General features: G+C 65.7%; 20 protein-coding genes and 1 pseudogene. 11 read left to right on the forward strand and 10 right to left on the reverse strand.

Annotation, left to right across the window (positions count from 1 at the left end):
- The first annotated feature begins 12 nt into the window (after positions 1–12).
- From AC1DIM_RS04495 to AC1DIM_RS04505, 3 genes are all read left to right on the forward strand, one after another.
- A complete protein-coding gene (locus AC1DIM_RS04495) occupies positions 13–1,194 on the forward strand; it encodes a glycosyltransferase family 4 protein (protein ID WP_477709290.1) in 1,182 nt (393 codons plus the stop codon).
- Positions 1,191–2,582 (forward strand): UDP-glucose dehydrogenase family protein, encoded by a 1,392-nt coding sequence (locus AC1DIM_RS04500; protein ID WP_477709291.1) that lies wholly within the window; start codon positions 1,191–1,193, stop codon positions 2,580–2,582. Before AC1DIM_RS04495 ends, AC1DIM_RS04500 begins: the two co-directional genes overlap by 4 nt.
- Before the next feature lie 73 nt (positions 2,583–2,655).
- A complete protein-coding gene (locus AC1DIM_RS04505) occupies positions 2,656–4,815 on the forward strand; it encodes a sensor domain-containing protein (protein WP_477709292.1) in 2,160 nt (719 codons plus the stop codon).
- On the opposite strand, the gene AC1DIM_RS04510 is transcribed toward AC1DIM_RS04505, so the two are convergent.
- The gene (locus AC1DIM_RS04510) at positions 4,812–5,366 is read right to left on the reverse strand and encodes a hypothetical protein (RefSeq protein WP_477709293.1); all 555 of its coding nucleotides are present in this window, start codon (positions 5,364–5,366) and stop codon (positions 4,812–4,814) included. The genes AC1DIM_RS04505 and AC1DIM_RS04510 overlap by 4 nt on opposite strands.
- Positions 5,367–5,584: 218 nt before the next feature.
- On the opposite strand from AC1DIM_RS04510, the gene AC1DIM_RS04515 reads away from it, so the two are divergent.
- A complete protein-coding gene (locus AC1DIM_RS04515; RefSeq protein ID WP_477709294.1) occupies positions 5,585–6,136 on the forward strand; it encodes a dihydrofolate reductase family protein in 552 nt (183 codons plus the stop codon).
- A gap of 15 nt (positions 6,137–6,151) precedes the next feature.
- Here AC1DIM_RS04515 and AC1DIM_RS04520 read toward each other — a convergent pair.
- Together AC1DIM_RS04520 and AC1DIM_RS04525 are read right to left on the reverse strand one after the other, a co-directional pair.
- Positions 6,152–6,354: pseudogene (locus AC1DIM_RS04520) on the reverse strand (PLP-dependent aminotransferase family protein); the annotation flags it as partial.
- A 99-nt stretch (positions 6,355–6,453) separates the two neighbouring features.
- The gene (locus AC1DIM_RS04525; protein WP_477709295.1) at positions 6,454–7,275 is read right to left on the reverse strand and encodes an SDR family NAD(P)-dependent oxidoreductase; all 822 of its coding nucleotides are present in this window, start codon (positions 7,273–7,275) and stop codon (positions 6,454–6,456) included.
- A gap of 198 nt (positions 7,276–7,473) precedes the next feature.
- Between AC1DIM_RS04525 and AC1DIM_RS04530 the strand changes: the two genes are divergently transcribed.
- Positions 7,474–7,890 (forward strand): TfoX/Sxy family protein, encoded by a 417-nt coding sequence (locus AC1DIM_RS04530; RefSeq protein ID WP_477709296.1) that lies wholly within the window; start codon positions 7,474–7,476, stop codon positions 7,888–7,890.
- A 2-nt stretch (positions 7,891–7,892) separates the two neighbouring features.
- Positions 7,893–9,164 (forward strand): flavin-containing monooxygenase, encoded by a 1,272-nt coding sequence (locus AC1DIM_RS04535; RefSeq protein ID WP_477709297.1) that lies wholly within the window; start codon positions 7,893–7,895, stop codon positions 9,162–9,164.
- On the opposite strand, the gene AC1DIM_RS04540 is transcribed toward AC1DIM_RS04535, so the two are convergent.
- Positions 9,161–9,691: a gluconokinase gene (locus AC1DIM_RS04540; RefSeq protein ID WP_477709298.1), complete on the reverse strand. Its 531-nt coding sequence runs from the start codon at positions 9,689–9,691 to the stop codon at positions 9,161–9,163. The genes AC1DIM_RS04535 and AC1DIM_RS04540 overlap by 4 nt on opposite strands.
- Before the next feature lie 136 nt (positions 9,692–9,827).
- On the opposite strand from AC1DIM_RS04540, the gene AC1DIM_RS04545 reads away from it, so the two are divergent.
- Complete coding sequence (locus tag AC1DIM_RS04545; RefSeq protein ID WP_477709299.1) at positions 9,828–10,562, forward strand: FadR/GntR family transcriptional regulator; 735 nt, start codon at positions 9,828–9,830, stop codon at positions 10,560–10,562.
- Between the two features lie 124 nt (positions 10,563–10,686).
- A complete protein-coding gene (ctaD, locus tag AC1DIM_RS04550) occupies positions 10,687–12,432 on the forward strand; it encodes an aa3-type cytochrome oxidase subunit I (RefSeq protein ID WP_477709300.1) in 1,746 nt (581 codons plus the stop codon).
- Between the two features lie 118 nt (positions 12,433–12,550).
- Here ctaD and AC1DIM_RS04555 read toward each other — a convergent pair whose 3' ends face one another.
- Positions 12,551–12,754 carry a cold-shock protein gene (locus AC1DIM_RS04555; RefSeq protein ID WP_477709301.1) on the reverse strand — a complete coding sequence of 68 codons (204 nt, stop codon included), beginning with the start codon at positions 12,752–12,754 and terminating at the stop codon, positions 12,551–12,553.
- Positions 12,755–12,759: 5 nt separating this feature from the next.
- Here AC1DIM_RS04555 and AC1DIM_RS04560 point away from each other — a divergent pair, with 5 nt between their 5' ends.
- The 3 genes from AC1DIM_RS04560 to AC1DIM_RS04570 all read left to right on the forward strand — a co-directional run bounded on the left by AC1DIM_RS04560 (position 12,760) and on the right by AC1DIM_RS04570 (position 15,044).
- The gene (locus tag AC1DIM_RS04560; RefSeq protein ID WP_477709302.1) at positions 12,760–13,020 is read left to right on the forward strand and encodes a hypothetical protein; all 261 of its coding nucleotides are present in this window, start codon (positions 12,760–12,762) and stop codon (positions 13,018–13,020) included.
- A 98-nt stretch (positions 13,021–13,118) separates the two neighbouring features.
- Positions 13,119–14,189 carry a tellurite resistance/C4-dicarboxylate transporter family protein gene (locus AC1DIM_RS04565; protein ID WP_477709303.1) on the forward strand — a complete coding sequence of 357 codons (1,071 nt, stop codon included), beginning with the start codon at positions 13,119–13,121 and terminating at the stop codon, positions 14,187–14,189.
- A 105-nt stretch (positions 14,190–14,294) separates the two neighbouring features.
- The gene (locus tag AC1DIM_RS04570) at positions 14,295–15,044 is read left to right on the forward strand and encodes an alpha/beta fold hydrolase (protein WP_477709304.1); all 750 of its coding nucleotides are present in this window, start codon (positions 14,295–14,297) and stop codon (positions 15,042–15,044) included.
- 61 nt (positions 15,045–15,105) lie between these two features.
- Here AC1DIM_RS04570 and mgtA read toward each other — a convergent pair whose 3' ends face one another.
- The 5 genes from mgtA to ureG all read right to left on the reverse strand — a co-directional run bounded on the left by mgtA (position 15,106) and on the right by ureG (position 21,475).
- A complete protein-coding gene (gene mgtA, locus AC1DIM_RS04575; protein WP_477709305.1) occupies positions 15,106–17,823 on the reverse strand; it encodes a magnesium-translocating P-type ATPase in 2,718 nt (905 codons plus the stop codon).
- A gap of 121 nt (positions 17,824–17,944) precedes the next feature.
- Positions 17,945–18,874, reverse strand: a complete 930-nt coding sequence (locus AC1DIM_RS04580) for an urea transporter (protein WP_477709306.1) — start codon at positions 18,872–18,874, stop codon at positions 17,945–17,947.
- Positions 18,871–19,905, reverse strand: coding sequence for a HoxN/HupN/NixA family nickel/cobalt transporter (locus AC1DIM_RS04585; RefSeq protein WP_477709307.1), 1,035 nt, complete (start codon positions 19,903–19,905; stop codon positions 18,871–18,873). The genes AC1DIM_RS04580 and AC1DIM_RS04585 overlap by 4 nt, the downstream gene beginning before the upstream one ends.
- The gene (locus AC1DIM_RS04590) at positions 19,905–20,861 is read right to left on the reverse strand and encodes an urease accessory protein UreD (RefSeq protein ID WP_477709308.1); all 957 of its coding nucleotides are present in this window, start codon (positions 20,859–20,861) and stop codon (positions 19,905–19,907) included. The genes AC1DIM_RS04585 and AC1DIM_RS04590 overlap by 1 nt, the downstream gene beginning before the upstream one ends.
- Positions 20,858–21,475, reverse strand: coding sequence for an urease accessory protein UreG (ureG, locus tag AC1DIM_RS04595; protein WP_477709309.1), 618 nt, complete (start codon positions 21,473–21,475; stop codon positions 20,858–20,860). Before ureG ends, AC1DIM_RS04590 begins: the two co-directional genes overlap by 4 nt.
- Positions 21,476–21,478: the final 3 nt, after the last annotated feature.

Genomic DNA, 21,478 nt, shown 5'->3' on the forward strand with positions numbered 1-21,478 from the left:
CACCTTGGAGGGGTGAGGATCGCAATTGTTGCCGAATCATTCCTGCCACTGATGAACGGGGTGACGCACTCCATACTGCGGGTGCTTGAGCACCTGGAGGGCCAGGGTCACGACGTCCTGGTCATCGCCCCGTCAACCCACGCGGTTGCCGATGCGATGGCCGAATTTGTGGGACCGGCCGAGGTGGTCCACGGCGCGAAGGTGCACCGGGTTCCCGCGGTTCCGTTGGCCGGCTATACGAACGTCAGAGTGGCGATGGGCGGTGTGTATCGGGTCAAGCGAATCCTTGCCGACTACGCACCGGACATCGTCCACCTGGCCTCGCCGTTTGTCCTCGGCTGGCGGGCAGTGCAGGCGGCCCATCAGTTGCGGATCCCCACCGTGGCCATTTACCAGACCGAGGTGCCCAGCTACGCCGCCCGGTATGGGGTGCCGTTTTTGGAAAACTGGGCATGGAACCGCGTCGAGAACATCCACCTGCTGGCCACCCGGACGCTGGTGCCGTCCACGTTCGCGCTGAACCAGTTGCGCGGCCGCGGAATCCCACGGGTGGAAATGTGGCGGCGCGGGGTGGATACCGCGCGGTTTTCGCCGGAAAAGCGCGACGCCGGGTGGCGGGCCGCCGTTGCGCCAGGCGGTGAACGGATCATCGGCTACGTCGGCCGGCTGGCCATCGAAAAGCAGGTGGAGGACCTCGCCGCGCTAGCCGATGTTCCGAACTCCAAACTGGTGATTGTGGGCGACGGCCCGCAGCGGACGGCCTTGCAGGAAGCGCTGCCTGACGCTCATTTCACGGGGTTCCTCGGCGGGGAGGAGCTTGCAAAGGCGGTGGCGTCCTTCGATCTTTTTGTCCATCCCGGCGAGTTTGAGACGTTCTGCCAGACCATCCAGGAGGCCATGGCATCGGGCGTCCCGGTGGTGGCCACTGGCCGCGGCGGGCCCTTGGACCTGGTGGAAAACTCCCGCACCGGCTGGCTGTACCAGCCCGGGGACCTCGCCGGCTTCCGCGCCCACGTGATGGACCTGATGGGCGATGACGCCAAACGCCGCGCGTTCGCCACCGCTGCCCATGCGACGGTTCAGGACCGGACCTGGCCCGCGCTGTGCGCCCAGCTTGTGGAGCAGTACGGCGAAGTTGTTGCAAGCCACCCGGTCATCCGGCCGGCCGAGTATAAACGAGGAGTGTCCCTGTGAAAATTTCCGTGATCGGCTGCGGCTACCTTGGCGCCGTGCACGCCGCCACGCTGGCATCCATGGGCCACACCGTGGTGGGCATCGATGTGGATGCCGCCAAGGTGGAGCAGCTGAGCCGCGGCGTGGCGCCATTCTTCGAGCCTGGCCTGGATGAACTCCTCCGGGACGGGCGGACCACCGGACGCCTGAAGTTTTCCACGGACTTCGCCGCCGCCGCGGGCGTCCAGGTCCACTTTTTGTGCGTTGGGACACCGCAGTCCAAAACGTCCGACGGCGCCGACCTCACCTTCCTGGTGGACGCCACCGCGGCGCTGCTCCCGCACCTGGCGAGGGGCGCCGTCGTCGTCGGTAAATCAACGGTGCCCGTGGGCACGGTGGACATGCTCGGCGAAGTCCTGGCGGGGCGGCCGGACGTGCAGTTGGGCTGGAACCCGGAGTTCCTGCGCCAGGGCACGGCGGTGAAGGACACGCTGGTGCCGGACCGGCTGGTGTACGGCGTGGACGGCGGCCGGGCCGTGGCTTTCAACCCCGGAACCGGTGCGCCGCGCGGGGTGACAGCTGCCCTGGACGCCGTCTACGAGCCCCTGCTGAACGCTGGCATTCCGCGCCTGGTGTGCAACTTCGCCACGGCCGAGCTGATCAAGTCGGCGGCCAACGCCTACCTGGCCACCAAGGTCAGCTTCATCAACGCCATCGCCGAACTGTGCGACGCGTCCGGTGCGGATGTGGCCGAACTCAGCGAGGCCATGGGCATGGACCCCCGGATCGGCAGCCGCTACCTGCATGCGGGGCTGGGCTTCGGCGGCGGGTGCCTACCCAAGGACATCCGCAGCCTCAGCAGCCAGGCCGCACTGCTGGGCGTGGACCCGGTCAACGAGTGGATGGCAGTGGTGGATGCCATCAACGTCCGCCAACGGGCCCGGACCGTGGACGTCGCCGCGGAACTGTGCGGCGGGGCCCTGTCCGGACGCGCCATCACTGTCCTCGGCGCCGCCTTCAAACCGGAGACTGACGACATCCGTGACTCGCCGGCGTTGGACGTCGCCGCCCGGCTGGCAGCTGCCGGCGCGCACGTGACCGTGACGGACCCGAAAGCCGTAAACCACGCCTGGCTGCGCTACCCCCAGCTGCGGTTTGAGGCCTCCACTGCCCGGGCGCTGGAAGGCGCCGAGCTGGTCCTGCTGCTCACCGAATGGGACGAGTACCGGCGCCTGTCCCCCGCCGTTGCGGGCGGACTCGTCCGACGCCGGGTGGTCCTGGACGGGCGAAACGTCCTGGACGCCGCAGCCTGGCAGGCCGAGGGCTGGACGGTCCGCGGGCTGGGCACCAACTCCGGCAGGGTCCTGCAGGGTGCCGAAAGCGCGGATTTCCGGGCTGGATTTTTCTAAAGGGGCGCAAATAACGCATTTTCGTCCTGAGATCCGCGCAGGCACTTTATGATGTGCGTGGGGGTGGTTGCGCATGGGGGGATCCAGGCGGCAGAACAAGGTTTTGGCGGCACCGTCTTTTGGTGCGCTCCTCGATGCCAGTCCGGATGCCCTCCTGGCACTGGACACACACAGCATCATCCGGCTCGCGAACACAGCATCCACCAAACTGTTTGGATACACGCGCGATGAGTTGCTCGGCAGTGACCACTCGCTGCTTCTCTCCGAGCCGTTTCGGATGGAAGCCCGCCAGCTGCTGGAAGATCTTAAGGCGGAGCCGAGCGAACCGACGCCGCCGCGCGAGGTGCGCATGCTGCACCGTGACGGCACGGACTTCGCCGCCGAAATGGCCGGCTCGCTGATCGACGACGACGGGCCGCAACTGCTGCTGCTGTCCTTCCGAGGCACGTCCCACCGGAAGCCGGTGGACGCTGAACTGCGGGACGCAATGTCCCTGCTGACGGCCACGCTGCAGTCCACAGCGGACGGGATCCTCGTCATCAGCGCCGAAGGCAGGATTGCCGGGATCAACGATCAATTCCTCACCATGTGGGGCATACCGCCCGAATACATGGAGGGCGATTCTGACGAGCCGGCCATGCAGCTGATCCTGGCCCAGGTCAAGGATCCGGAGGACTTCCTGGCCCGGGTGTCTGAACTGGCGCAGGACCCTGCGGCGGAAAGCCACGATGTGGTGGATTTCCTGGACGGCCGCACCTTCGAACGGTATTCGCGTCCGCAGCGGGTGGGCAGCAAGGTAGTAGGCCGGGTCTGGAGCTTCCGCGACGTGACACCACGCCGGCGGGCCCAGGAACTGGCGCAGCAAGCTCAGGAGCAAGCGCAACAGGCCCTGCGGGAACTCGCATCCCAGGCGGAACAGCTGCGGGCCATGGCGTTCACGGACCCACTGACCGGCTTGGCGAACAGGGCGGTCTTCAATGAGGAACTCTTCTCCGCCCTGAAGGAGCCGCGGCTCAAGTCCGTGGATGTCTTCCTGATTGACCTGGACGATTTCAAGGAGGTCAACGATATTCTTGGCCACCATGCCGGCGATGTCATGCTGGTCGAAGTTGCCCGCCGGCTGCGGGGCTGCGTCCCCACCGCGGATGTGGTGGCGAGGCTGGGCGGCGACGAGTTTGTGATCCTCCTGACCGCCTGCCCCAACCCGGAAGCCATCGCCGAGTGCATCGTCCGCTGCCTGCACGTGCCGTTCTCCATCGAGGGCACGATGCTACGCCCCAGCCTGAGCCTGGGGCTCGCCTCCATCGGCAGCTATGCCCGCGGCGCTTCGGAGCTGCTTCGTGAGGCGGATATCGCCATGTACGCGGCCAAGGCGGCAGGCAAGAACCGGTTCCTCCGGTTCCACCCGGATATGATGACCGCCCTCGTCAAGCGGACAGACCTGGAAGCCGGTCTCCAGCTCGCTTTGGCCCGCGGTGAAATTTCGGTGGAATTCCAGCCCATCGTGTCCCCGCGGATGGGCCGCGTGGTCAAATTTGAGGCACTCGCACGTTGGGACCGGGGAAACCAGCGTGTCCCGCCCGCACTGTTCATTCCGTTGGCCGAACGCAGCGGCCTTATCAACGAACTCGGCGGCGAAGTGATGGCGCAAAGCCTGAAGCATTTGGCATCGTGGCTGCGCGAGGACCCGTCGCGGTCGTTGTCCATGAACGTTTCCGGGGTTCAGCTGCAGGAATCCGACTTCGCCGAAAGTGTCCTGGGACTTGCCGAAAAATATGGCGTGGGGGCCTACCAGCTGGTGCTTGAGGTCACCGAGAGTGTGTTCTTCGACGCCGACTGCAACGTCATCAAACAGCTCAGCCGTCTCCGGGCAGACGGGGCCCGGGTGGCGTTGGACGATTTTGGCACCGGATATTCGTCGTTGGGACGGTTGCAGGAGCTGCCGGTGGACATCATCAAAATCGACAAGACCTTTGTCTCCATGGTCCGCACCGGCAACGAACGCCTGCCTATCCTCAGCTCCATGATTAACATGGCGCACAGCCTTGGGCTGACCGTCACGGCTGAAGGCATCGAAACCGAAGAACAGGCGAACTACCTCATCGCGCTGGAGTGCGATTCGCTGCAGGGCTACTTGTTCTCGCACCCGGAGCCGGCCGTCCACTTCGAGCAGGCGCTGAATAATGCAGGACGGGCGCTCGACGCGTTGTCCAGCCGCTCCGGCCTCGGCTAAGCGGCTGTTTTACGCTGCTTAGGCTCGGTCTGCTGCTTCTTGGCGGGCTGATGTGTGGCGGGTTGTTGCGTAGCCGGTCGCTGCTGGGCAGGTCGCTGCTGGGCAGGGGCGGACTGCCTCGGTGTCTCAGGGGCTGCCTGTTCAGGTGCCTCGGGAGCCTGCTCGTCCTGCGCCAGTGCGGTTTCGGCAGCCTCGTCCTGCGCCATTTCCTGGTCCGCCGGCTCGGTTTCGGCTACCTCGCCCTGCGCCACTTCGTACTCAGCCAAGTCGTACTCAGTCGAGTCATACTCCGCCATGTCGATCTGCGAGTACTGGCGGTTGCGGCGCCAGCGGCGGATCAGGTCCGCGGCGGCGATGATGCCTGCCAGCGGAGTCAGGACTGCCGCACCGTAGACAAACAGCATCCAGGTCAGGGTGGCCATGGGCGGCTGATTGTTGTGCAGGAGGGAGAGCCCGCCGAACATGGCGATGGTCCAGAACAGCACCACGACCGTCAGCACAGCCGCCGCCGGAAAATACTGGTTGCTCACGATTTTTTTCAGGGTTTCCACGCACTTCCTCCTGCCTGGCCGGGGCGCAGCGCAAGGCCGCATAGAGACAAGTATGAGCCTGCCGGACCGTGGATTCGCGCAACACGCAGGCAGTGGTGATGAACATAACTTGACCAACCGCCCTTTGGCGCCCTTCCCCATTGGCGGGCCGCAGAATACCGTGGACCTGTCCGGCGCATCCGCCGGCCGCACTGCAGTCAGAACCCTTGGAGGTCCTTATGCGTAAAGTCACGTCCGGCCTGTTCCACTCCGTTGACGGCGTGGTGTCAGACCCGAATCTTTGGCAGTTCGACAGCTTCGATGACGATCTGGGCAAGGGCCTCACCGACGTGATGGAACGTGTGGATACCGTGGTGCTGGGACGTGTGAGCTATCAGGAGTGGGCAGGCTACTGGCCCACTGCGGCCAAGGATAACGATTTCGCCGGCTTCATCAACCCGGTGGAAAAGTTCGTGGCCTCCCGGACGCTGAAGGAGCCGCTCGAGTGGCAGAACTCGCACCTGATCGTTGGTCCCCTCGAGGAGTTCGTGGCCGGTCTGAAAGAGCGCGACGGCGCCGACATCGCCGTCATGGGCAGCATCTCCCTGGTGCGCCAGCTGCTGTTCGCCGGACTGCTGGATGAACTGACCCTCATGACCCACCCGGTGGTGGCAGGCAACGGCCGGCGCCTGTTCGAAGCCGGGGACCCCACCACCCGGCTCAGCCTGACGGACCAGTACCGCACGTCCAAGGGCAACGTAGTCAGCACCTACAGCCTGCTCGGCGCATAGCGCGCCAAGCCCCGCCTAGCCCCCCTTCCGCTCCAGCATCTGGCCGATGATCCGGGCACCTTCAGGGAAGGCGCCCGGGCTGGTGCCCGAGCAGTTGAGCCCGATGAACGGGCCGGCAGGCTCGGCGGGAAACCATTCCCGCCCGGCCGCAATGATCACACGGCGTTCTCGCAGTCGCAGGCCAGCCTGTCCAGGTCCCGGCCTGCCAGAATGCGTAACTTATAGCCGCCCGCATTGCCCCGCGGCCCGGATTGGCGCGGGCTGCGCCTGCCAGGAACTCCAAAAGTTACGCATTTTGGTTCGGGCCGGCAAGAAACTCAGCGGGCCGCCACTAGCGCCTCGCTGGCCTCCCACAAACCCTGGGCCAACTCGGCGTCGTAGGCCTGGGCATTGGCTTTGGCGAGGGCCCGTTTGGCATAGTAGGCGCCGGAGACCCAGTCGGTGCCGGCGGTGCCGTTGATGAGCCAGAGCAGGGTGTCGGCACCCTGGTCCGGGGTCAGCATAAAGCGGTTGAGCAGCGTCTTGTACGCGTGCCGCATGGGGCTGGTGGAGTCCGCGGCGAAATTGGTGCGGACCACGCCCGGGTGGAACGCCGCAGTCGTGATTCCCTGCTCACCGAAGCGGCGGTGCAGCTCGCTGGTGAAGAGGATGTTGGCGAGTTTGGCCGTGCCGTAGGCGCGGTTGGTGGAATAGCTGTGCTCGGCGTTGAGGTCGAACAGGTCAATTTTGCCGAAGTTGTTGGCGCCGCTTGAGGTGTTGATGACCTTGGCTTTGCTGGCAGTGAGGACGTCCATGAGCTCGGTGGTGAGCAGGAACGGCGCCAAGTGGTTGATCTGGAACGTGGACTCGTTGCCGTCCACGGTGAGCTGGTGTTTGCCCCGGATGCCGCCGGCGTTGTTGGCCAGGACGTCGATCCGTTCGTAGTCGTCCCGCAGCTGCACGGCGAGCGCGCGGACCTGGTCCAGTTCGGCGAAGTCGCTCACGAAGTAGTCGGCGTCGAGCTCCTTGGCGAGTGCGCGCGTCTTCTCCGCGGAACGCCCGACGACGACCACCCTGTCCCCAGCCGCGGCCAGTGTCCGTGCGGCTGCCGCGCCGATGCCGTCGCTGGCGCCGGTGATCACAATGGTGCGAGGAGTCAAGGGGTGTCCTTTGGTCGGGGTGGTGCGCTCGGGTGGAACACGCTGCCTCTGGCACAACGACGGCGGCGCGGCCAGTGTTCCCCGGCGGCCCGTCGATTGCCTAAGCCGCGCGGAAGTCCAACCCTGTACCCGCCGCCGTCCCAGGCATATCCTGCACTCAGATCCGCCACACATTCTGTCACCCGGAAGGGGTCAACCATGGATATGCCCAAGGCAACAGACGAGGACAAAGAGCGGTTCCGTACCGTCGTGCCGGGGCACCCGGACGTGACCATCAAGCCGATGTTCGGCAACCTTGGCGCCTTCGTCAACGGCAACATGTTCGCCGGACTGTTCGGCCCCACCATCGGCGTCAAGCTCGCCGAGGCAGACAAGCAGGAACTTGAGGGCACCGAGCGGACCGTCCCGTTCGGCCCGCCGGAGCGGCCGATGGGCGGCTACACCGGGCTGCCGGAAGTGTGGAACGCCGAAGGTGAAGGCGACGACGCACGGGCACGGGCCTGGGCGGAGAAGGCGTACGCCCATGTGTCGGCGCTCCCGCCGAAGGCGCCCAAGGCCGCAGCGCCCAAGGCCGCAGCGCCCAAGGCCGCAGCACCTAAGGCCGCCAGGAAGTAGCCATGTCCGCTCAGGCAGGCGCACCCCGCGAGGTGGACACGATGGTGATTGGGGCCGGCCAGGCCGGCCTTGTTATGAGTTACTGGCTCACCCACCACGGCGTGGAGCATGTGCTGCTGGAACGGCGCAGCACGTTGGGCGGCGCCTGGCTGGATCGGTGGGATTCGTTTTACCTGAACACACCCAACTTCGCGCTCAGCCTTCCCGGCCTGCCCTACGAAGGGCAGGACCCGGACGGTTTCATTGCCCGGGACGCCGCCGTCGAATTCTTCCGGAACTATGCGGCCGGGATTGCCGCGCCTGTCCAGCTGGAAACAGAGGTCACGAGGGTCTCCCGGGACGGTCAGGCCCCCTATACCGTGGAGACGGATCAGGGCACGTGGTCTGCCCGGAACGTGGTGCTGGCAAACGGCGCCTTCCAGGAGCCACGCGTCCCTCCGGTCGCCCGGCAGATTCCGCAGCATGTCCGGCAGTTGCACAGCCATGACTACCGCAATCCGCAGGAGCTGCCCCCCGGCGCCGTTCTGGTGGTGGGGACGGGCCAGTCGGGCGGGCAGATCACCGAGGACCTGCTGGCCGCCGGCCGCGACGTTCATCTGTCCGTTGCGATGTGTCCGGAAGCGCCGCGGCGATACCGCGGCCAGGACGTGTTCCATTGGATCCTGCAGGTCAACCTGCACGGAGCGGAGCATGGCATCAACGGCCTCTTGGCGGACCACCTGCCTTCACCCGCCGCACGCTTCGCCTGCAACCCGCTGCTCTCGGGGATCGACGGCGGGCACAGCATCCATCTGAGGGATCTGGGACGCCGGGGCGTTCGGCTGCACGGGCATCTGGAGACGGCAGGCGACGGCGAGCTCCGCTTCAGCGCTGACCTCCCCGAGCGCCTGACGATGGTGGAGGCCGGATTCGGGCAACGGCTCAAGCTGATGGCGGACGCCTACATCGCCGCCGCCGGCATCAACGCCCCGGAGCCCGAAGCTCCGCCGCCGGACAGCTGGCTCCCCGACGCGCCAGGCTCCCGCCTCAACCTGGCCGCAGAGAATGTTTCCTCCGTCATCTGGGCTACCGGGTACAGGCTCGATAACAGCATTCTAGACATGCCGGTGCTGGATGAGTGGAATTATCCGCGCCATACCCGCGGGGTCACCGAGGTACCCGGGCTGTACGCCATAGGGCTGCCCTGGCTCACACGGCATATTTCGGCCGCCCTTCCCGGGGTGGGCCCGGACTCGGAGTTCATCGCGGAACACATCGCCGGCCGCCTCGGTTAGGACTGTGCCGGAACCTTGAGAGCCTCCAACACGGCCTGGACCAGCTCCTCAGGTGTCCGCAAGATATCCAGTCGCATGCTTCCGCTTGCCAGTTCCTCCACGCTCAGCGGTTCAAGCGTTGCGAGCTGGCTGGGCAGGAGCGTCGGCGGCATGAAGTGCCCCTCCCTCCCCTGCATGCGTTCGCCGATCAGGTGGGCGTCGCCGTCAAGGTGCATAAAGAGCACCCGGCCCTGGGCGGCAGACAGCAGGTGGCGGTAGGTCTGTTTGAGTGCGGAGCAGGTCAGGACGGTGCTCTTGCCCGCGGCGGCTTGGGCGCTCATCCAGTCCTGGATTTCCTGAAGCCAGGGCCACCGGTCCGCGTCCTGCAGCGGGATTCCCTGGCTCATCTTGTTGATGTTGGCCTGCGGATGGAACTCATCCGCCTCCGCGCAGGCCCAACCGAGCTGCTGGGACAGGGCGGCAGCCATGGTGGACTTGCCGGTTCCGGAAACTCCCATGACCACCAGGTGCGTGGGGGGATTGTGCATGTAGGCCTCCGAAGTGGCTGGTTGGGGCGATAAGGTATCACCATAAGGTTGATAAGATACTACCTTCTGCGGACCTAAGTCAGACCTTTATTGCGCGTCGGGTTCTCTTCCTACGCCCGACCATGATGGGGACCGAATGCACAATGTCAGTAATCAGGGCCCGGAGGCCGCGGACGACGGCGGCACCAACGTGGCGCCCCCCGGCCGCGTTCTGGAGGCGGTTGGGGTTGCCATCGCTTCCGGGAGCCTGCCGCCGGGAAGCCGGCTCACCCTGGAGGGGATACAGCAGGAACACGGCGTGTCCCGGACGGTTGCCCGCGACACCATGAAGGTGCTTGAGTCCACGAACATGGTCTATTCGCGGCGCCGCGTAGGCATCGTGGTGCAGGAGCGCCGGCTGTGGAACGTGTTCGACCCGAAGCTTGTCCGGTGGCGCCTCGCCTCCGGCAAACGCGAGGTCCAGTACGGCAGCCTTACCGAGCTGCGCATCGCCGTCGAACCCATAGCCGCTGCGGGGGCCGCCCGCCGGGCCAGTGCCGCGGAGCGTGCCCGGCTGGTGGAGCTGGCTTCAGAACTGCGGCGCCTCGGTGAGGCCGGCGAACTCGACGCGTTCCTGGCCGCCGACATCGAGTTCCACTGCCTTCTGCTCCGCAGCTGCGGCAACGAGATGTTTATGGCGCTGGAAGGGATGGTGGCCGAGGTCCTGACCAGCCGCACCCGGCAGGGCCTCATGCCGTTCAAGCCCGAGGACGAAGTTTTGAAGGCACATGAGGACGTGGCCGTGGCCGTCGCCGGCGGGGATGCCGCCGGCGCCGAAACCGGCATGCACCATATTTTGGACGAAGTCCGGACGGCAATGGGCCTGCACTAACACTCGCGGTCGCTGAGCCTCCCCACACGGCCCTTCCCGCACTCCTCTTTCCTGAGTAGCCTGCAATGAGGGGCTCATGCAAGGGGCCCACCAGTGCCGGGCAGAAGTAGCTGGAAGGTGAAAGATGGCCATCACCGGACAATCACAAAGGGGGACCGCTGTCCCCGACGCAGTACCCCGGCGCAAAGGCGCCATGGTTGTTAGATGGATCACGTCAACGGACCACAAAATCATCGGGTACATGTACCTGATCGCTTCGTTTGTGTTCTTCTGCCTGGGCGGCGTCATGGCGCTGCTGATCCGGGCTGAGCTGTTCGAACCGGGCATGCAGATCCTGCAGACCAAAGAACAGTACAACCAGTTGTTCACCATGCACGGCACTGTCATGCTGCTGATGTTTGCAACGCCGCTGTTCGCCGGTTTCACGAACGTGATCATGCCGCTGCAGATAGGCGCGCCGGACGTTGCGTTCCCGCGGTTGAATGCGCTGGCGTTCTGGTTCTTCCTTTTCGGCTCCACCATCGCCGTCTCGGGCTTCATCACCCCCCAGGGTGCTGCATCGTTTGGCTGGTTCGCCTACGCCCCCTTGAACAACACCACGTTCAGCCCCGGCATCGGTGGTGACCTCTGGGTCTTCGGCCTGGCCCTGTCCGGCTTCGGAACCATCCTGGGTGCGGTCAACTTCATCACCACCATCATCTGCATGCGTGCCCCGGGCATGACCATGTGGCGGATGCCGATCTTCACCTGGAACGCCATGATCACGTCCATCCTGGTCCTGATGGCGTTCCCGCCGCTGGCGGCGGCTTTGCTCGCGCTGGGCGCGGACCGGCGCTTCGGGGCACACATCTTTGACCCGGAGAACGGCGGTGCGATCCTCTGGCAGCACCTGTTCTGGTTCTTCGGCCACCCCGAGGTCTACATCATCGCAATACCGTTCTTCGGCATCGTCTCGGAGATCTTCCCGGTCTTCAGCCGCAAGCCGGTCTTCGGCTACAAGGGCCTGGTCTACGCAACGATCGCGATTGCCGCCCTGTCCGTGACCGTCTGGGCGCACCACATGTACGTCACCGGCTCGGTGCTGCTGCCGTTCTTCGCCTTCATGACCATGCTGATCGCGGTGCCTACCGGCGTGAAGTTCTTCAACTGGATCGGCACCATGTGGCGTGGGTCCCTGACCTTCGAAACCCCCATGCTGTGGAGCATCGGCTTCCTGGTCACGTTCCTCTTCGGCGGCCTGACCGGCATCATCCTGGCCTCACCGCCGCTGGACTTCCACGTCTCGGACACCTATTTCGTGGTGGCGCACTTCCACTACGTGGTCTTCGGCACCGTGGTGTTCGCGATGTTCGCCGGCTTCTACTTCTGGTGGCCGAAGTGGACGGGCAAGATGCTCAACGAGCGCCTCGGCAAGATCCACTTCTGGATGCTGTTCCTGGGCTTCCACGGCACGTTCCTCATCCAGCACTGGCTCGGCGTCATGGGCATGCCGCGCCGGTACGCCGACTACCTGGTGGAGGACAACTTTATGTGGATGAACCAGTTCTCCACCATTGCCTCGTACCTCCTGGGTGCCTCGCTGATCCCGTTCTTCTGGAACGTCTACATCACCTGGCGCAGCAACCAAAAGATTGAAGTGGATGACCCGTGGGGCTTCGGCGCCTCGCTGGAGTGGGCCACCTCGTGCCCGCCGCCGCGCCACAACTTCACGTCCCTGCCGCGCATCCGGTCAGAGCGCCCGGCACTGGACCTGCACCACCCCGAACTCAGCATCCGCGAGCACGGCGCCTCACACAGCCCCGCAGCAGCAGCTCTGGGCGCTGCCGACATCGGCGACAGGGACGTAAGGAACCCGGAACCCGGCCACTGACCAATGCCAGAGCTGCGAAGACGGACAAGCACACTTGGGTTAAGAAAAGCAGGGCCGGTCAGAATGACCGGCCCTGCTTTGAAATATGAAACCCTAAGGCCCCAGAATCTCTAAGGAATTAGAGGGACTGGATGTTTACKGCCTGGGGACCCTTGGGGCCCTGCTCGRYKTCGAAGGARACCTTCTGGTTCTCTTCGAGKGAGCGGWAGCCGGAGGAAGCGATCGCGGAGTAGTGCGCGAAAACGTCCTGTGAGGAGTCATCGGGGGAAATGAAGCCGAAGCCCTTTTCAGCGTTAAACCATTTGACGGTACCAGTAGCCATTATTTTTGTCCTTCGTGAAGGTGGAGGAAAAGTCCCGACTTTCGGGTCCTCCGGTGTGGGGTGTTCAAAACCGCTACTTCAGAAGAACGCGGACTTTCGACCGCGCGTACTGCCTGAACTACCAACTGCATAAACACAACAACAAGATCAACTGTACAGGAGATTTCGCGCGTTATTTACCAACAGCAACCAACACCGGCCGCACCGGCCCAGTTTTGGCAGGCGGCCCGTTGCATCACCGCTGCTTCGGCCATGGTCTCGCTTGATGACCGGACCAGCTATGACCACGAGCTGCCGCCGTCTACTCTCGCCTTAACGTCCTGTCTCCGGGCACGGGCGATGGCAACAGTCCTAAGCTTGGGGCATGACCACGGCTGGCTCCGTCCCGGACTCCTTCGGCTCCCGCCTGGCGGAGTCGGTGCAGACCCTCACCCCGGGGTATTTCGCCCTCCCCATGGCTGCCGGGATCATCTCGGTGGGGCTTGAGCTCGAAGGCGTCCACGCGTTTTCCGCAGCCCTCCTGGCGGTCTGCGCGGCCTCCTACGCGGTGATCCTCGTGCTCAGCCTCGTACGTCTGGCCAGGTTCCCCGCCGACATGCGGCGGGACTTCATGGACCCTGCCCGCGCGTTCGGCTTCTTCACCTTTATCGCCGGCACGAACGTCCTTGGAGTGCGGCTGGGCATGGCGGGGTGGCCGGGGACGACGGCGGCGCTCCTCGCTGTGGCGTTGCTCGCCTGGGTGGTGCTCGGCTACGTCGTGCCGTGGACCGCCGTGCTTGGCCGGGCCGAACGGCCGGTGGTCAAGGACGCCAACGGCACCTGGTTCATCTGGTGCGTGGCGAGCCAGTCCGTGTCGGTGGCGGCGGCGTCCATCGAACCCCTGGCCGGGCCGGAATGGCGCCCGGCGTTGGCGCTCGTGGCAGTCGTGGCCTGGTCCGTCGGCCTCATCCTGTACGCCGCGGTGGGGATCTTCGTCTCGCTGCGGCTCATGACCTACCCCATCCAGCCCGAGGACCTCAAGCCGCAGTACTTCGTGGCCATGGGTGCCATGGCCATCAGCGTTCTCGCCGGCGCGCGGATCGTCGAGATGGCCGGCGCGCCGATGGTGGATGCGACGCGGGGACTCGTGGCCGGCTCGTCCGTGGTGTTCTGGTCCTTCGCCTCGTGGCTCTTCCCGGTGCTCCTCGCGGCCGGCTGGTGGAGGCACGTGAGCCACCGCGTACCGCTGTCCTTCGAGCCCGGCCTCTGGAGCGTCATTTTCCCGCTGGGTATGTACGCCGTGGCCGGAATCTACCTGGGCCGCGCGGCGGATCTGCCCATTGTGGCGGCGATCGGCCAGGCCGAGCTGTGGCTGGCCGTGGCCGCTTTCCTGGCCACCTTCGCCGGGATGCTCTGGCACCTTTGGACCACTTTGATCCGGTCACAGCAACACTGAGGGCTTCCGTGCCGGAGGCTCGTGCCGGAAGCTCGTGCCGAAATTCCATCATCGGCGTAGCATCCTGCCATGGGACCAATTCGGGTTATCTTACTTCCCGGGAGCGTGCTCCCCGCCAGGCCCGCCTACGGGCCGCTCATCGAGGCTCTGGGACCGGATGTCCAGGCGGTCGCCAAGGACCTGGAGCTGTACGCTGGCGACGCTCCTCCGCCGGACTGGAGCCTGGACACCGAGGTTGATGGCGTGTTGCGCGAGGCCGACGCCCTGGGATGGGAGACCTTCCATCTGGTGGGTTATTCAGGTGGCGGTGCGGCGGCGTTGGCGTTCGCGGCCAAGCACCCCGACCGGCTGCTAAGCCTGTCGCTGCTGGAGCCGGCCTGGGCCGGGGTATGGGACTGGAGCCCCGCCCACACGGCGCTCTGGAAGCAGTACGGGCAGCTGGAGGCCCTCCCGCCGGAGCAGTTCATGCCCGCCTTCATGAGGCTGGGAGTTAAGCCCGGCGTCGTCCTGCCGCCGCCGCCGGATCCCGTACCGCCGTGGATGGCCACGCGGCCGGCGGGCATCCGGGCGTTCCTGCGGACCTTCAAGACCTATGACCTGGACCGGGCGCGTCTGGCCGCCTTCAGCCGGCCTGTCTTCTTCGCCCTCGGCGGCCTGAGCAACCCGGACGACTTCGGCGAAATTGCCGGCCGGCTGTCGAGGGTTTTCTTCCCGGACTTCCACGTGGAACTGTTCCCGAAACGGCACCACTTCGACCCGCCACACCTGATCGAACCCGGGCGGTTGGCGGAGTTCCTGCGGCGGCACTGGGAGCAGGCGGAGACGGCATTTCAACTGCAACGCGGGGTCACATAACACCCAAAAAACAGGAATTATCGGGCATGAGGTGACCCCGCGTTGCAGGGTTTTGGGGACCTCAAGCCAGGGCGCGGCCGCGGCGCAGCAGGCGCCGGTGCCGCGGCCCGGCCACCGGCACCGGAGCGCTGAAGCGGAAGGCGCGGCGGGCGATGTGGTGGTATTCGGGCCGACGGCGGACGGTCACCGGCCCGGCGGGCAGCGCCTGCGCGTCCCGGGCGAAGAACCAGGCCTTGGCGCCTTCCACCAGGACCAGGTAGACCACGATCATGCCCAGCAGGGCCAGGAAGAACGGGACCGGCAGCGGGTCGAAGCCCAGCACACCGGCCAGGGGTGAGAGCGGCAGGTAGATCCCCAGCGCCACCACGCCCAGCGAGGCAACCAGCAAACCGACGGACGGCCGGCTGCGCAGGAACGGCACCCGCCGGGTCCTGATGGCAAAGATGATGAGGGTCTGGGTGGCGATGGATTCGATGAACCACCCGGCCCGGAACTCCCCCGGCACCGCATTGAACACGAACAGCATCAGCCCGAACGTGGCGAAGTCGAAGAGAGAACTGATCGGCCCGAACAGGAACATGAACCGGCGGATGAACGCGATGTTCCAGTGCGACGGCGCCCGGAGCTGCTCCTTGTCCACGCGGTCGCCCGGGATGGCCAGCTGGCCGGAGTCGTACAGCAGGTTGTTGAGCAGGATCTGGCCCGGCAGCATGGGCAGGAAGCTGAGCACCACCGACGCCGTGGCGGCGCTGAACATGTTGCCGAAGTTGCTGGACGTGCCCATCAGCACGTACTTGATGGTGTTCGCGAAGATCCGCCGGCCCTCCCGCACGCCTTCGGCCAGGACGCCCAGGTCCTTGTCCAGCAGGACGACGTCGGCCGCGTCCTTCGCGACGTCGGTGGCACTGTCCACGGAGATGCCGATGTCCGCCTTGTGCAGTGCCAGGGCGTCGTTGACGCCGTCGCCCATAAACCCCACGGCCCCGCCGGTTTGCCGCAGGATGGTGATGATGCGCGCCTTCTGTTCGGGCGAGACGCGGGCGAAGATAGTGGCGGTCCGTGCGGCGGCGGTGAGTTCGGCGTCAGACAATGCCTCCACGTCAGCGCCGGTCAGTGTCCCGCCGGACAGCACGCCCAGGTCCGCGCAGACGCGTTCGGCCACCTTGGCGTTGTCCCCCGTGGCAATCTTGACGCTGATCCCCAACGCGGCCAGCTCGTCGAGGGACGCCTTGGCGTTGGCTTTGGGCTTGTCGAGGAAGATCAGGAAGCCGGCCAGGGTGAGGTCGCGCTCGTCGGCCGGCGTTAGCTTGCCCAGCCCCGCAGCCGAGCGGGCGGCCACCGCCACCACCCGGGAGCCGGCGTCGAACTGTTCATCCATCATGGCCTGCACGGCGGGCGGGGTGGGCCCGCAGAGGGCCAGGACATCCTCCGGGGCGCCCTTGGTGACCAGCCGCGCGGGACCGCCGGCCTCCCGGACGAGCACTGTGGTGCGGCGGCGCTGGTGGTCGAAGTCAATGAGGTCCAGCCGCTCGAAGCGGGCCGGGTCAAAGCCGGCCGCGCCGGGACTGTCCCAGAGGGCGGCGTCCAGCGGGTTCTGTCCGGCGGCGGAGAGCTTGGCTTCGCTGTAGTCCGCCTCGGTGGCGAGCAGGCCCAAGGTGAGCAGGGCGCCGTCGGACGTCTCGGGGGTAACCGGAAGCGCCCCAGTGAAGCTGATCCGCCCCTCCGTCAGGGTGCCGGTCTTGTCGGTGACCAGGATGTCCATGTCCCCCAGGTCCTCGATGCAGACCAGCCGTTTGACCAGTACCTTCCGCCTGGCCAGCTGCCGCGTGCCGGTGGCCAGGGAAGTACTGACGACGGCGGGGAGCAGCTGCGGCGTGATGCCCACGGCGATGGCCAGCGAGAACAGCAGGGATTCCAGGAGCGGGCGCTGGAGCAGCAGGTTGGCGATGAAAATCAGCGATGTAAGCCCGATTGCCACCTGCAGCAGGAGAAAGGAGAACCGCTTGAGCCCGAGCTGGAATTCTGTCTGCGGCTGCCGTTCGCCCAGGCCCAGCGCGATCCGGCCGAATTCGGCGCGGCCGCCGGTGGCCACCACCACGCCGGTGCAGCCGCCGGACTGGATCACGGTGCCCATAAACACGCAGGAGGCGAGGTCGGCCAGGCCGGAACCGGCCGGGACCGGCTCCGGGTCCTTCGCTGCGGGCAAAGACTCCCCCGTGAGGATGCTTTCGTCGCAGAGGAGGTTCTTGGTGGTCAGGAGCCGGAGGTCGGCGGGGATGATGGCGCCGAGGGAAAGATGGACGACGTCGCCGGGCACCAGGGCGGTGACGTCCACTTCCCGGGTGGTTCCGGCAGTGTTTCCGCCGGCGGTTCCGCCCCGGAGCACCACGGCGCGGTGGGTGACGCGGGAGTGCAGGGCCTCGGAGGCCCGCTCGGCGCGGAACTCGTTGGTGAAGCCGAGGCCCACGCTGACCAGCAGGATCACACCGATGACGATCGAGTTGGTGGCGTCGCCCAGGAACAGGGACAGCCCGGCCGTGATGAGCAGCAGGATCAGGATGGGGCTGGCGAACTGCCGGCCCAGGACCGCCCAGCCGTTGGCGCGGTGGGTGCGGACGGCATTGGGGCCGAGCGTGGCTAGGCGGCCGGCGGCTTCTTCGTCGGACAGGCCGGCGGGGCTGGAGCCCAGCTGCGCCAGCACCTGTTCGGCGGACAGGCTCGYGGCGTCGGTGATGGGCAACTGGAGTGAGGTCCGCTCCTGGACATTGAGCTCTGCCATGCGAATCCCGTTCGGACACGTCGATCTTCGGACAATCGATTTACGGCTAAGAGTACGACGGCAAGCTGGACATCCGGGGTCGCGCCCCGTCACATCCGGTGATCAAGCCGGCGGAAGGCGTTTACAGCCGCGGAGTGAAGCCCGGAATGTGGTGGAGCACCACCAGCATGAGCCAGGTGGCGAGGATGAAGGGCCACGTGTAGACAGGCAACGCAGTCAGGCCCATCAGCCAGGCGAGAACCGAAGAAACGATGACGCCAACGACGGCGGCAACCCAGGGTTGCCAGGTTCCGCGCAAGAACACCGCGGCCAGGGCGATGGCCGTCAGGACTCCGGAGTAGCCGAGGAGTCCGTGGGCCAGGGCCTGCACATCCGAGCCTGTGGCAAGATCCATGCCCGCCTCCAGGGTGCTGCCCAGGAGCGCTGCAACGCCCACCTTCCAGTGGGCGATGAAGAGCCCTACAAGGATGACGGCCCCGGCAATGGCGGAGTCAACCAGCACCACTTCGGAGATATTGTTCAGGATGGCTTGGCCCACGTTCGCCAGGACGTTCTCCGGCACCTCGGGCAAATCTGTGCGGGGCCCGTGCAGTGGTGCATGAATGGCGAAGAGCACCCCGGCCACAATGCAGAACGGCGCCGTGGTCACGGGTAGTGAATACTTCCGGCTGGAAGGATGGTAGAACAGCCATGCCAGCGCCACGGTCACTGGACCGCAGGCGAGCCCGCCGACGACCGCGAACGCGGCGGCTGGCCACGTGAAGCCCAGCGCCGAGAACTGGGCCGCTCCCACCAGGGCCCCGCAATAGCCGTGCAGGCCGTTGCCCAGCTCGCCGAGCCGGCGCCGGCACAGCACGCCGCTGAGGGTTGAGCACAGCAGCCCCACAACCGCCAGGGCTGCCATCTGCCAGTTCGCGATGGCGAACCCGGCCAGCACCGTCAGGCCCGTCCAGACGTTTGCCTGGAAGAAGATCTGGCTCAGCCCGCGGGTGGTGGCAGCAATCCAGTTGAGGCTGCCGACGGCTTCCCTGCGCAGATAGAGGGAGGTCATGTTGCTTTCCGCCGCCCCAGCAGCACGGCACCAACCCACACAGCGCCAAACACGGCAACCAGAGCCAGCCCGGCGTCCCCAAGGTCGATCCCGGCCAGCCACGTGATGGCCGGCTGGTCCAGCCCCAAAACGTTGACCAGCCCGCCGAGCGTGATCACTGCAACGAACAGTGCGGAGAGCGCGGACAATCCGGTGATGACGGCGTTGAACCCCAGCCGGCGTTGCGGGTTTTCCATGGCTGACTTGTACATGCGCATCATGGCCATCCCGTTCAGGGAGTCACACAGGGTCATGGCTGCCGCGAACGCCAGCGGAATCGTCATCAGGGCAAGCGGAGAGACCCCGGCGAGCGTGGCGGCGGTGGTCATGACCAGCAGGCCGATGGTAGTGGCGGTATCGAACCCTAAACCGAACAGGAAGCCGATCACGTAGATGTTCCGCGGGCGCTCCACCTTGGCCAAGGGTTTGGCCAAAAGCCGCGCCATGAACCCCTTGGACTCCAGATCCTCCTCGTGGACGTCCCCTCCCCTGACCGCTTTCCGGTACGCCTGGGCTGCTTTGATAAAGGCCGAGCCGTTGAAGAGCCCCATGAACAGCAGGAAAAGTCCGGATATTGCACTGCCGATCAGACCCAGCACCAGGTTGCCGGTAGTCCCCGCTTCCATCAGCTTCCCCGCCAGGGCGACGCCGGACACCACCAGCAGCCCGGCCAGCACCACAACGGAGCTGTGGCCGAGGCTGAACGCAAATCCCACGCTGACGGGGTCTTTGTGCTGCGCCACGAATCTGCGGGTGGAGTTATCGATCGCGGACACATGGTCCCAGTCGTAGCTGTGCTTGACTCCGGCCAGGTAGGCGGTGAGGACCAGCCCCAGCGCAAGTGGCTGTGCCGCGGCAGTGCCGATCACCAGCAGCACAACGGCGGTGCAGTGGAGCAGGAGGACGGCACCGGCAACCACGAGCACGCGGGTCTTCGCCGGCAGCTGCTCGCGCTGCCGGTACATGACAGCGAAATCGCTGAGCGTGGTCATCAGTACTTCCTGAGGTTCAGCGGTGACTGCCCGTACCAGCGTTCACGCAGCAATCCGGTGCAGGCCTGCAGGAGGCGGTTGAGTTCCCCGGTGCTGTTGGACAGGGACCGCAGGACGAGCCCCGCCGTCCCGGCAGCCTTGGCGGTCAAGGACACGCCGGTGTGGGCGTCGTATCCTGCGGTCAGGGTGTGGAGTTCATCCGCAAGGGCCTGGTCCGCCCGCCGGTCGACGACGATCAGCGAGCCCAGGTGGCTGAAGCCCTCCATAAAGCCCATCCCGGTGACATCGCCCAGCGGGGGCCGGATGAGCAGGTTGTCCAACGCCAGCAAGTGCGTGCCGTGGGGGCCGGCGACGTGGATCTCATTCCGAAGGCGCAGTTCCTCGTACTTGAACGAGGAACCGTCGGGCGACCAGCCGGGAGTCACCACTTCAGCCATGATCAGGCTCGACGTCGGGCGCAAAGTTACGTGCGTATGTTGCCGATAGCGCGCCTCGCGATAGGCAATGAGCTGGTCCGGCGCCAGCTCCAGCTGAGCGTCGTCCCCCAGCCGCAGGGTCATCCGCTGCTCGGCAAAGGAGCCGGGAGTCCGGTAGATCTTGGTGGCAGACTGCGTGGTCAAAAGCAACGCCGCCCCCTCCTGGACTTCCACATCAATAAGGAAGAGATCGGCCCCCAAATACGCCCCGCCTGGGTTCACGACGACATAGCAAACCTGACCGGAGTCATCCAGATAGTGCGGCCGCAACACTCTTAATGCGCCTTGATGAAACTGCGTGGAAGCGATGGACTTACCGTTCCGCACTTCGATACCCAGCTCCAACCGCCCTCTTACTGGGCGATCAGCGGTCGCGGAGGAAGGGGGCCGCGGCGTGGTGGGCACCGCGGAGCGGGCACGGCCCCCTTCCTCCGCGGGCGCCGCCCAAGGCGAGATGACAGCGGAACTGTTTTGGTTCATGTCGCCAGGTCGAGCATCAGGACGTCGTGGCGGACCCAATTGATCACGGTGTCGAGCCCTTCGTCCGTTTTGAGGTTGGTGAAGCAGAAGGGTTTGTCGCCCCGGAATTCTTTGGAATCCCGCTCCATCACCGAGAGGTCGGCGCCGACGTGGGGGGCGAGGTCGGTTTTGTTGATGATGAAGAGGTCGGACTTGATCATGCCCTGGCCCGCTTTACGGGGGATCTTCTCGCCCTGGGCAACGTCGATGATGTAGATGGAGAAGTCGACAAGTTCGGGGCTGAACGTAGCGGACAGGTTGTCGCCGCCGGACTCGACGAAGATCACCTGGAGATCGGGGTGCCGGGCCTTGAGTTCCTTGATGGCCGCCGTGTTCATGGAGGTGTCTTCACGGATGGCGGTGTGCGGGCAGCCGCCGGTCTCGACGCCGATGATTCTGTCCTCCGGGAGGATCCCGTTCGCGGCCAGGATTTTCGCGTCCTCCGTGGTGTAGATGTCGTTGGTGATGGCGGCCATGGAGATTTCACCGCTCATGTGGCGGGTCAGCCGCTCCACGAGCTGGGTTTTACCGGCCCCGACCGGACCGCCGATACCAATAATGATGGGCTCAGTCATTCT

This window comes from Pseudarthrobacter sp. 01T43 (genome assembly GCF_056398665.1).